This is a genomic window from Erwinia sp. CGal63 (genome assembly GCF_037026505.1).
Lineage (GTDB): Bacteria > Pseudomonadota > Gammaproteobacteria > Enterobacterales > Enterobacteriaceae > Erwinia.
This window is the reverse complement of record NZ_JAKUMN010000005.1, coordinates 124,581-136,364: the sequence shown is the minus strand read 5'-3', so window position 1 is coordinate 136,364 and position 11,784 is coordinate 124,581. Positions and strand designations below refer to the sequence as shown.

The 11,784-nt window shown below is 59.9% G+C and carries 8 protein-coding genes; all 8 read left to right on the top strand.

Features of this window, described 5'->3' with window-relative positions:
• Nucleotides 1-10: 10 nt before the first annotated feature.
• The 8 genes from MKZ79_RS15885 (at nucleotide 11) to MKZ79_RS15850 (ending at nucleotide 11,762) form a co-directional block, all read left to right on the top strand.
• Nucleotides 11-1,009, top strand: coding sequence for a glycosyl hydrolase family 8 (locus tag MKZ79_RS15885; RefSeq protein WP_336143510.1), 999 nt, complete (start codon nucleotides 11-13; stop codon nucleotides 1,007-1,009).
• 480 nt (nucleotides 1,010-1,489) lie between these two features.
• Nucleotides 1,490-4,195, top strand: a complete 2,706-nt coding sequence (locus tag MKZ79_RS15880) for a type VI secretion system Vgr family protein (protein WP_336143509.1) — start codon at nucleotides 1,490-1,492, stop codon at nucleotides 4,193-4,195.
• The gene (locus MKZ79_RS15875; RefSeq protein ID WP_336143508.1) at nucleotides 4,195-6,063 is read left to right on the top strand and encodes a phospholipase; all 1,869 of its coding nucleotides are present in this window, start codon (nucleotides 4,195-4,197) and stop codon (nucleotides 6,061-6,063) included. Before MKZ79_RS15880 ends, MKZ79_RS15875 begins: the two co-directional genes overlap by 1 nt.
• Entirely contained in the window at nucleotides 6,063-7,346 is a 1,284-nt protein-coding gene (locus MKZ79_RS15870; protein ID WP_336143507.1) for an SEL1-like repeat protein, read from the top strand. Before MKZ79_RS15875 ends, MKZ79_RS15870 begins: the two co-directional genes overlap by 1 nt.
• A gap of 30 nt (nucleotides 7,347-7,376) precedes the next feature.
• Nucleotides 7,377-8,573 carry an SEL1-like repeat protein gene (locus MKZ79_RS15865; RefSeq protein ID WP_336143506.1) on the top strand — a complete coding sequence of 399 codons (1,197 nt, stop codon included), beginning with the start codon at nucleotides 7,377-7,379 and terminating at the stop codon, nucleotides 8,571-8,573.
• A 16-nt stretch (nucleotides 8,574-8,589) separates the two neighbouring features.
• Nucleotides 8,590-8,853, top strand: a complete 264-nt coding sequence (locus MKZ79_RS15860) for a PAAR domain-containing protein (protein ID WP_336143730.1) — start codon at nucleotides 8,590-8,592, stop codon at nucleotides 8,851-8,853.
• Nucleotides 8,854-8,855: 2 nt separating this feature from the next.
• On the top strand, nucleotides 8,856-10,073 hold the full coding sequence (locus MKZ79_RS15855; protein ID WP_336143505.1) for a hypothetical protein: 1,218 nt from the start codon (nucleotides 8,856-8,858) through the stop codon (nucleotides 10,071-10,073).
• A 198-nt stretch (nucleotides 10,074-10,271) separates the two neighbouring features.
• Nucleotides 10,272-11,762 carry a T6SS phospholipase effector Tle1-like catalytic domain-containing protein gene (locus MKZ79_RS15850; RefSeq protein WP_336143504.1) on the top strand — a complete coding sequence of 497 codons (1,491 nt, stop codon included), beginning with the start codon at nucleotides 10,272-10,274 and terminating at the stop codon, nucleotides 11,760-11,762.
• Nucleotides 11,763-11,784: the final 22 nt, after the last annotated feature.

Here is an 11,784-nt window from a genome sequence, read left to right as displayed (position 1 = left end):
GAAGCTGACCATGACTTTGCTCAGGGCGAGCGTACTGATGATTGCCATGATGCTGGGCTGCGTACAGGCCAGCGCCGCCGACGGCTGGAGCAGTTTTAAAAGCCGCTTTTTAACCAGTGAAGGCCGCGTTCAGGACACCGGCAACAAAAATATCAGCCATACCGAAGGACAGGGCTACGGCATGCTGCTGGCAGTTGCCAACAACGATCGCGCCGGTTTCGACAGCCTGTGGAACTGGACGCAAAAGCACCTGAAAAACCCGCAGAACGGCCTGTTTTACTGGAAATACGTGCCCGGCACGGCCGATCCTACGGCGGATAAAAACAGCGCTTCCGACGGCGATGTGCTGATTGCCTGGGCACTGCTGAAAGCGGGCCAGAAATGGCAGAACAACGCTTATCTGCAGGCTTCCGACCGTATTCAGCGCGCTATTGTCGATAAAGAGGTGATTAACTATGCGGGCCATACGGTCATGCTGCCCGGCGACAAAGGCTTTAATAAAACCAGCTACGTGGTGCTGAATCCTTCCTATTTGCTGTTCCCGGCCTGGCGAGATTTCGCCGCGCGCAGCCATCTGAAGGTGTGGACGAACCTGATCGACAGCGGCCTGGATCTGCTGCCGAAAATGCGCTTCGGCGACGCCGGGCTGCCGACCGACTGGGTGGCGCTGAACGCCGACGGCAGCGTCGCGCCCGCGATTGGCTGGCCGCCGCGTTTCTCTTACGACGCCATCCGCGTGCCGCTCTATCTTTACTGGCACGACGCGCAGAGCCTGCAGCTGGTGCCTTTCCAGCACTTCTGGACGAGCTTCGCGCGCGATAAAACGCCCGCGTGGATCGACGTCAGCAACGGCAATAAGGCGCCTTATAATATGGCCGGCGGCCTGCTGGCGGTGCGTGATTTAACCCTGAATCAGACCGGCTACCTGAGCGACCAGCTAACGGACGCGCAGGATTACTACTCCGCCAGTTTGCAGCTGCTCGCCTGGCTGGCCTATAAGGATCAGTAAAGCTTCGCCGCCTCATTCTCCCGGCGCTTCCCTCCTGGCCTGATTTTATTATTAAATGAAGGGTCAGGATGGAAGCATTAACGCTCAGGGAGAATGCTATGTTTAAAATCGGACTTATATCGACCGCGCTGGTGTTATCAGCCTGCGCGCCTCACGCGTTGCCGTTTAAATTGAAACGGCCTGATTAAGCCGCCAGCCGGACGCGCTGCTAATGAGAAGAACTCTTTACGCGGGCTATATGCCGGCGAGGCGACGCAGGCTGTTCAACGCTACCTTTTCTCTCACTCCCGCTAATCGTTCTTTTTTGCTGTTTTTTTGATCTGACGTGAATCATTCTTAAGTTATCTACTTTAGATTGGATCTGTTTGAGCCTGAAATTCCCCTTTTAACAGACTACTTATTGTCTTTCCGGCAGTGCTGTGACCTGCGTTGCTGAGTGAAGACGGAATCGATACCGCCTCAGTAGCGAAGGAACGCCTGATGAATAGTGCCGCTTTTAACTACTTTTCCATGAACCGCTATCTGCTGGTCATTGAAGGCTGCGATGCCGCCCTTGATGTCGAGGAGTTTAGCGGCAGCGAGGGGCTGAGCACTCTTTATCGCTACCGCGTCCGGTTTACCTGTCCGCAGGCTGATATCCCGATGGCGCAGGTGTTGCGTAAAAGCGCCTGGTTGACGTTGCGCGCGCTGCCACAGGAGACGACCGTGCCGTTGCCGGAAAGCCTGCGCACCGTGCATGGCGTGGTGACCGGCTTTCAGCGTCTGGCTGGATCGCCCGATCAGACCTGCTACGAAATCATTATTGAACCGTTTCTTGCGCTATTGTCGCGGCAGACGCGCAGCCACCGCTTTTTTCTGGGGAAAACAGTGCCAAAGGTGGTGGAAGAGGTGCTCAGGGAACACGGGCTGAAGGGCTGGGAATTTGAATTTCACCTCAAGGAAAGCTATTCGCCGCGTGAACAGATACACCAGTATCGCGAAAGCGACCTGGCCTTTATCGAACGTCTGCTGGCAGAGGTGGGCATCCACTACTTTTTCACGCTGCAGCCGGAGACGCTGACGGAGATAGTACATTTTGCGGACTGTCAGGATGCATGGCTTTACGACAAAACGCTGCGGCTGAACAGCCCGTCGGGCATGGAGGATGGCGGCGCAACGGCGGTTTGGGCGCTAACGGTATCGCATAGCGTGGCGGCAGCTTCGGTAACCACAGGCGATTATAACCCTCGCCAGGCGCATCTCCGGCTGGAGTCGGCAGCGGCAGACGTGTCCGGCGGTGATGACGAAGCGGTAACCTATGGCGATGAGTGGCTATACGGTACAGGCCACCATGAGCGAGGAGAGGCGCTGTGGCCAGCGGCGGAAACGGGAAACTTTTACGCGCGGCTGGCTCACGAGCGGCAGCTATGTCGCCGCACGGAGGTGACGGGAGAAAGCAGTGACGCAACGCTGGGGCCTGCCCAGGTGATAAGTGTGAAGGCGGATGCGATATCGCCGCTGCCTGAAGCGCTGAGCGGCTGGCTTTTAGTGGTATCGGTGACGCTGAGCGCAAGCCGCCGACAGGCGCTGAAAGTGACGTTCTCGGCGGTACCGGACAGAAGCCCGCAGGTGTGGCGGCCAATGCTGAAACCGCGACCGGTGGTGAGCGGCACGCTGATGGCGCGCGTGACCAGCGCGCGCTCAGGCGACCTGTATGCATGGCAGGACGCGGCGGGACTATATCGGGTGAGGTTCGATGCGGACCGCGATGAGCGCGCGGCGGGACAGGAGAGTATGCCGGTGCGGCTGGCGAAGCCCTATGGCGGGGATATGTACGGCTTTCATTTTCCGCTGATACAGGGCACGGAGGTGGCGATAGCCTTCCACAATGGCGACCCGGATCGCCCCTATATCGCGCACGCGCTGCACGACTCGCGGCATCCGGATCACGTGACGGAGAAAAACAGCACGCGCAACGTCATCCGCACGCCCGCCAACAACAAGCTGCGCATGGAGGACAAGCGTGGTGAAGAGCATATCAAGCTGGCGACGGAGCATGGGAAAACTCAGTTGAACCTGGGTCATAACGTAAACGCGGAGCGCCAGCTGCGGGGTGAAGGCGCCGAGCTGCGCACGGATGGACATGTGGCGCTGCGCGGCGGCAAAGGGGTATTTATCAGCGCGGAGGCGCAGCCGAAAGCGGATGGAGAGATGCTGGCGATGGCGGAGGCCGCAGAGCGGCTGACCGCAGCCGGAGAACAACTAAAAGCGCTGTCTGACGACGCGCAAACGGCGAAAGCGGAGCCGGCGCAATGGGAGGCGCAGCTGGCCTTTATGCGCGAAGAGATCGAGCGGCTGCAAAAGGCGGTCGCTTTGCTCAGCGCGCCGGAAGGCATCGCTCTCACCAGCGGCAAGCATCTGCAGCTGGCCGCTTCCCGCAATGTCATGGTCAACGCGGGCGCCGACGCGGATATAGGCGTGATAAAGCGTCTGTTTATCGGCGTGGGCGAGGGCGTCAGCCTGTTTGTACGCAGGCTGGGAATGAAGCTGATCGCTAATCAGGGCGAGGTAACGATTCAGGCGCAGAACGACCAGATGCAGCTGTTGGCTCGTCACGGGCTGGAGATAGTTAGTACCGAAGACGAAATCCATATTATGGCTAAAAAGAAGATCACGCTTAACGCGGGTGGCAGCTATATCACGCTCGACCCCTACCGAATTGAGCAGGGGACTCAGGGCGATTTTGCCGTCAAAGCGGTGGATTTTGACTATAGCGGCCCGGCCAGTATGCAGGCAGAGCATCCCGACTACCCGCCGCTGCAGGCGACAGCCGTGCAGTCTTTGCGCTTTAGCCTGCCACAGGCCGCTAACGCCACGGACAATGCCAGCTGGGTCGGGATGCCCTACACGCTTTATGCCAACGGCGCCCCGTTAAGTCAGGGCGTGCTGGATGCGAATGGCCAGCTGGAAATAGATCATCAGATTGCTACCCGCGATTACCGTCTGGTCATGGCGAACGGCGCCAGCTATGAGATCCCGGTGGTTAGCGAGTTTCGCAACCCCGATCAGGGCATATTGGCCAATCTTGGCCTACATAACCATGCTCCGCAGCCTGACGAGGAAGTCGTTTCGCCAGTGGATCATACTCACCATCGCCACCTCTACGTCGACATGTTACAGGGATCAACTAACAGGGAAGAAAACTGATGAATCAACAGGATATCGTGGTGCCCATCGCGCTGAACCGCAGCCGGGAGTGCACCATCACGCCGCCCTGGTTTATCCAGCGCACGGAATATCATCCTCTGCCGACCACCTGGCGGCCGCTGGTCAACGGGGAAGAAGCTTTTGCCGCCGTGCACCACGCCATTGCCAACGCCCGTAAATCCGTCGACATCATCTGCTGGGGGTTCCAGCCGTCGATGTATTTTATCCGCGACGGCCGCTCGCCCTGTATTGGCCGGCTGCTCTGCGAGCTGGCGGAAAAAAGGCAGGTGCAGGTGCGCATTCTGGGCTGGGAAAGCCCCTTCAATGCGGCGGGCTTCGCCGGAGAAGCCAACCTGCCCGGCAAGGGCGTGCCGCATCTCTGGGACCGCGCCGGCCAGACCACCACCAGACAGCAGTATGAGTACGACTGCCGCTGGTTTGCCGAACATGCGCTGGCGCTGCAGCCGAACGACGTTGTGTACGCCCAGGGCGGTATTCTTGCCCTGCGGGCGCAGGAGGAGAGGCGCCAGCAGCTGCTGCTGTGCCATAAGCCGCTGTTCGTCAGCCGCGGCTTCGATGCCAGAGACCGTACCGAAATAGCCCGGCTGACCGCGTATTCGGCGCTGGATCGCGAGCTGAGCGCCGCCGCCATCGCCACCATGGCCGCCACGCCCACGCACCACCAGAAAACCGTGCTGGTCGACTACGAGCTGCCGGAGCACGCGGTGGGCTTTGTGATGGGGCATAACATGCTGGATGAATACTGGGACACGGACGCGCATTCGGCGAAAGATCGCGGGCAGTTCAGGCCCGATCCGGACCGGGGGCCGCGCGGCAACCTGCCGCGTCAGGATATCTCCTGCCAGCTTACCGGCCCCATTCTGGAGCATCTGCACCACAACTTCGCCGTCGCCTGGCGGCGGGAAACCCGCCAGGATCTGCTGGCGCTGCGCCGCTCAAAAGAGGTCGCCGTCAAGCTGAAACCGCGTCCGGCGTTCGGCAGGCCGCTGATGGCGCAGCTGCTGCGCACCCAGGCGCAGGAGGGTAAACGCGATATCGAAAAGCTTTACCTGAATGCGGTCAACAACGCCACGCAGTTTATCTATATCGAGAACCAGTACTTTCGCTGGCCGCCGCTGGCGGAGGCGATTGTAAAAGCGGCGGAGGTGCAGACGCGGGCGGGCCGCAATCCCGGCCAACACGGGGCGCTGCATCTGTTTGTGGTCACCAACGTCACGGACGAGGGCATCGGCGCGGGCACGGTCAACACGCAGCGGATGCTCGACTGCCTGGGACGTGCCGACGCCATCCCGGAGGTCACGCGGCTGAAGCGCATTGAAAAACTGAAGGCGGAGCAGGGGCCGGCGCGCTATCCCGCTTATTCGGCCGCGGCGGCCGGCAAAACGCTGGAGCAGACGCTGGCGCTGGAGCAAAAGGTGCAGGCGCTGCGGGACGGCACCATCCTGCCGGAGGAGCGTCCGGGGCTGAAGGTGCATATCTGCTCGCTGGTGGCGCCGGACTCGCCGCCCGCTGACTGGATGCCGGTCTATATTCACTCCAAGCTGATGATTGTCAACGATACTTTTATTACGCACGGCTCGGCCAATATCAACACCCGCAGCATGGAGGTGGACAGCGAGCTGAATATCGCCCACGAGTGGTTCAGCGAGACGCGGGCGCTGCGGCGGCGGCTGTGGGATCTGCATACGGCGGGCCGGGGGGCGCAGGATGATGCGGCTAAAGCATTTAGTGCTTGGGGCGATCTTTTAAACATAAATGAAGGACTTCAGAACAGTAACGAAGCACCGCCTGATTCCCCATTAATTAAATTTAACTACGACAAACCCAATCTAAAGGATATGGACTGATGAGACGACTGCTGCTGCTGTGCGGCCTGCTGCTGGCGGGCTGCGACGGAAGTCCCACACCCATTCACAGGGAGAACGCCGTGAAGCCACTGACTGAAATCAAAGCCCGACTCGCCTTTACCTGTAAGCATGAAAGCATGCCTGAACCCCCGGCGGAGGCGGACGTGCTGTTTAAGTACGCCCGCTGGCTGCAGGTCAATAACCAGCTGAAGCGTGACCCGGCGGTGGACGCCGAAAGCGCCCGGCTCTACCGCATCGCGGCGGAAAACGGCCACGTAAAGGCGGCGATAAACCTGCAGAACGGCGCGCTGCGCGGACAGTACCTGCTCAGCGCGGCGGAGCGGATACGCATGAGCCAGCGGCTGATTGATGAGGGGGTAGCCACCGGCTACTACTTTATCGCGCTCTATCTGCAGCACGGCGCGGCGGGGCTGGCGAAGGACGAGGAGATGGCGCTGCGCTATTTTCGCAAGGCGGCGGACGAGGGTAACGCGCAGGCGCAGGCCTGGGTGGGGAAAAAGCTGGTGCCCGCTGACAGAGCGCCGGAGGTGGCCCGGCAGATGCTCCGCTGTGCTGCAGAACAGGGGGATGGTGAAGCCGCACGATCTTTAGCTATCAATTATAAAATCAAAGGTGAATATGTTGAAGCGATTGAACTATTTCAGCTGGGCGTAGCCGCAGGCGATGAGAGTTCAGCCAGCTTTCTGGAGCACGGGTTTGACGGGCCGGAGGCAACCGACCGGCTTTACTATCTGGATCAGCAAAAAGATCCGGAAAGGGTCAGTCGCTACGAAAAAATCTGGCGCATTCTTGCCAATTACTCCTATGCCCATCCCAAAGTGCCGGAAATCAATGAAATCGTGCCGCTGCCGCCGGCGGCGCTGCCGGAGTGGGACGGAAAGCTGCGGTGGCTGGAGGCGCGCGAGGCGAATATTGCGCCGCCGCAGCCGGACGTGTGGCTGATAGCGGAGCTGGCGCGGCGGAAACAGCTGAACCCGGAAACGGGCAGGCCGCTGCCAACGTCGCCGGACTTTGAAAAGTACACGGGCGCGTCTCTGCTGTGCGACAGCGGCAACGCCTGTCCGCGGAGCGGCTACTGGCAGGTGTCGCTGTGTAAGTGGGAGTGGCTGAGCGAGGACGTGCCGCAGATACGCTATTTTGCGCAGGGTAACAGGCTGCCGAGGCTGAGGGTGAGCTTTATGGCGCCGCGCATCTGGCCGCTGAGCGACAGGCACGTCAGCCGGGAACAGCCGGTGAGCTGGCAATTTATCGGCGAGGCGTAGCGGGTTTTCACGGAAGAAAAGGAGCGGACAATGATAAAGCGCTGCAAAAGCGGGCTGCTGCTGTGCGGCCTGCTGCTGGCGGGCTGCGACGGAAGTCCTACAGCCATTCACAGGGAGAACGCCGTGAAGCCACTGACTGAAACCAACGCCCGACTTGCCTTTACCTGCAAGCATGAAAGCATGCCTGAACCCCCGGCGGAGGCGGACGTGCTGTTTAAGTACGCCCGCTGGCTGCAGGTCAATAACCAGCTGAAGCGGGACGCGGCGGTGGACGCCGAAAGCGCCCGGCTCTACCGCATCGCGGCGGAAAACGGCCACGTAAAGGCGGCGATAAATCTGCAGAACGGCGCGCTGCGGGGGCAGTACCTGCTCAGCGCGGCGGAGCGGCTACGCATGAGCCAGCGGCTGATTGATGAGGGGGTAGCCACCGGCTACTACTTTATCGCGCTCTGTCTGCAGCACGGTGGGGCGGGGCTGGAGAAGGACGAGGAGATGGCGCTGCGCTATTTTCGCCGGGCGGCAGACGAGGGCAATGCCCAGGCGCAGGCCTGGGTGGCGGAGAAACTGGCGCCTGTGGATATAGCGCCGGAGGTGGCCCGACAGATGCGCCGCTGCGCAGCGGAGCAGGGCAATGGTGGCGCGGCAACCTCTCTGGGGGTCGATTTTCAAACTGACGGGCGCTATCAGGAGGCGCTGGAGGTGTTCCAGCTGGGCGTGGCCGCAGGCGATGAAATTTCGGCCAGCTTTCTGGAGCACGGATTTGACGGGCCGGAGGTAACCGACCGGCTTTACTACCTGGGCCAGCAAAAAGATCCGGAAAGGGTCAGGCGCTATGAGGCAATAGGCGAAGTTTTAGGCAACTACTCCTACGCCCATCCCAAAGTGCCGGAAATCAACGAAATCGTGCCGCTGCCGCCGGCGGCACTGCCAGAGTGGGACGGAAAGCTGAAGTGGCTGGAGGCGCGCGAGGCGAATATCGCGCCGCCGCAGCCGGACGTGTGGCTGATAGCGGAGCTGGCGCGGCGGAAACAGCTGAACCCGGAAACGGGCAGGCCGCTGCCAACGTCGCCGGACTTTGAAAAGTACACGGGTGCGTATCTGCAGTGCAACAGCGGCAACGCCTGTCCACACTACCAGCGATCCTGGCCGAACGTCGTATCAGGGTTAAGCGGTAACGGCTATCTGCCTTCAGGCAAATTAAAAAATATCACCATCACTAAAAGCTAATTAAGGAGCAACAATGATGAAAGGGATTATTCGCACAGGCGACGCGCATACCGGCGGCGGCCGCGTATTAAGTGGTTCCACTACGATGAGCTTTGACGGCAGAGGCGTGGCGAGGCTGGGCGATCCGGTCAGTTGTCCACTCTCCGGGCATGGCCAGAACCTGATAGTCGAAGGCCATGCTTTCTTTAAAGATCGCGGCGTTCCGGTGGCTTTGCAAGGACACAAATGCGCCTGTGGCTGCGTGCTGATTTCCAGTCTGCCGCAGGCTAAGGTGGAATAGCCATGACCGTAAACTTAAAGCAAATTCCGCCGCCCGAGCCGCAACCCGCGCCTCCCAACTACTTTCGATGGCTGCTGCTACTGCTGCTCGCGCTGGCAGTAAGCACCCTGTACGCTCTGGACAACCATACGATTTCCGCAGACGTTGATGTTAAAACCTTTATGGAGACCTGCGGGACAATTCCTCTGCTGGGATGGCTTCTACTGCTATTGTTTCGGCTGTGCTATTTTTCAGGCCAGCAAGGGGTAGCGGAAAAAAGCCAGCAACGCTACGAGCAGCTTGTCCGGCAGGAAACGAGTCGGGGACAGCGCGCGATGCAGGTGCTGGGCATCAGTCTGCATAGCGCGCTACGTAATCCTGAGGATAGTGACGGGCAGAAACAGTGGCAGGCGCTGCAGGATAAGGTTCAGGCAATAAAAACTCAGCCCGGCTGGCACAGTGAAGAAGGCATACGCCACAGCCGGTTAATCCCTCTGCAGGATGAAACGCCGGAGCAGCTATTAAGCAGGATGCTGAAGCAGACCCTGAAGGAGCTGAGTCGTCTTCTTGTGGCCGTGCCTGAAGATATGCCGCTGGCCGTGCTGATGGAGCAGAGCTGTAACCTGCCGGAAAACCAGCTGCAGACCCTGTGGCAGTCGGCATGGGCTGCCAGCCGTATCCGGCAGCCGGTTAAAGAAGCGACTGGTCAGGGTTTCGCCGCGGTGGATAACTGGCTTGACCAGCACGTTAACGACCGGGCGCTGCTGCTGGTTGTCGCGTTTCAGATTGATGCGGCGCAGCCGGAAGGCTCGGCTGAAGCCGTAGCGGGCCTGTTGCTGGCAACGCCTTATGCCGCCGCCGGTTTACCGCCGCTTGCCACGCTACATCGTCCGGAGCAGGCGCATCAAATCGGCGATGCGGATTTACGCTATGCTTTTGCTCAGTCTTTTGAATGGGTTCCTGTTGACGCGGGACGCGTCAGCAGCGGCTGGCTGACCGGCGTCGCGCCGTGCTGGCACCAGACGATCGCCGCAGAGCTGGCGGCGTTGTCCAGCCCGATAAATCCAGGCCAACATCTGCACAACCTGGATGCGACGCTGGGCTATCCCGGCGCGGCCGCTCCCTGGCTGGCCGTTGCCTGTGCAACGAAAGGCGCGCAGCGTGGCGAACCTCAGCTTATCGTCAGCGGCGATGCAACGGACGATACGCCATTATGGTCCACCCTGGTAACGCCCCTGTAATCATCGCAATGCGGCAGAGTGGAATCGCGTCAGCTTTACGTTCCGCCTCTGCTGGCAACAGATCGCTACAAATACTCAACAAACTGAATAATATACCAATTTTTACAAAGCCAGCGGCAATATATAGCGCCAGAAAACCTTTGTACTTTTTTAGCTTTAGCGGCTTACTTGGGGCTCCCAAAATTACCGGATACCCAGATGAGCCTGCTACAGCGCGCTTCTGCGGACGGCCAGAGCGCAGCATCCGCCGTCACTTTTACCCTCGGCCTCTTTTTCGACGGTACGGGCAATAATGCGCTCAATACCCGCAATAGCCTGGAAGTGGGCGAGTTTCTGCCGGATGACGGCGAGGCGCTGGTAGCCTGGACACAGGCTACAAAGCAGGCGCTGGGATTGCGCGACAGAGCCGTCGGCAGCCATCTCGGCTACTACAGCAACATTCACTGGCTCCACACGCTCTACGCCACCGATCTGCCTGACGGCCAGGTTCAGCAACGGCTCTATATCGACGGTATCGGTACAGAGCAGGGCGCGGCGGATAAGGCGCTGAATATGGCGTTCGGCACTGGCGAGAGAGGCATAGTGGCGAAAACCGATAAGGCCGTCGCCGCACTGGTGGAAGCGCTGCGCGACTACGTTCTGCGACGGCCAGGCCTGATTATCGCCGAGCTGCAGTTCGACATTTTCGGCTTCAGCCGCGGCGCGGCGGCCGCACGCCATTTCGCTAATCGGGTATTTAATCAGGACAAAGAGATTATCGACGCTATTCAGCGTGGGCTGGAAGGTGTGGAGTACCGCGGGCGGGCGGGCGGTAAAACCCGCTTTCTGGGGCTTTTTGACACGGTCGCCGCCGTCGCCACGCTGGCTAACGGCATGAATCCCAATAATGCGCATACCGGCGATGTGAACCTTGAGCTGCGTCCCGGCGTGGCCGAAAAGGTTTTTCATCTGACCGCACAGCACGAATGCCGTTTCAACTTCGCGCTGAACAGCGTCAAACCTGCCTGGCCGGAAGTCGCTCTGCCGGGCGCGCATTCGGATATCGGCGGCGGCTATCACGCCGTCGAACAGGAAACCTGCTTTCTGACGCGTCCGCAGTTTGAAACCGTGCCGCTCACCACTGCGGATAGCGTCACAAGACTTTACCGCGCCGCCAGCGAAGAGCTGGAGAGGATGAAAGCGTATCCGACGATTGCGCCCTATATAGAAAACGGCGAGACAGAGATCGGCACCTGGTTTGACGATCGTATGCCCGCCGATCGCTACGGTATGCTGCAAAAACGCAGCGGCGCGGCTGTGGTGCTGCGACGCATCGTGCGTAACGACTGGTCGAAAGTGGCCCTACGGGTCATGATCGACGCCGCGCAGGCGGCGGGCGTGGTTTTCAGCGAGATTGACGAAGAGGCGCTGAAACTGCCGGAAGAGCTGCAGCCGCTGTGTGAAAAAGCGCTGGCGCTGAGTCATGCCGTGCGCCACGGCCGGGAAGCTGTCGCTTTTACTGCAGAAGAGATAGCTTTGCTGGCGACCAACTACCTGCACTGCTCCGCTAACTGGAACGCGGTGACAACGGATGCCGATGGCAATATCAGCGGCGCGGTTAAAGCGCTGGAGCTGGCTTCCTTCGTTAATCGCCCCGATCGCCGCTGGCAGCGCACGGTTTATGATTTAAATGGCAAGAAGATAAGCTGAGCCTGAAAAAAAAGCACCGACG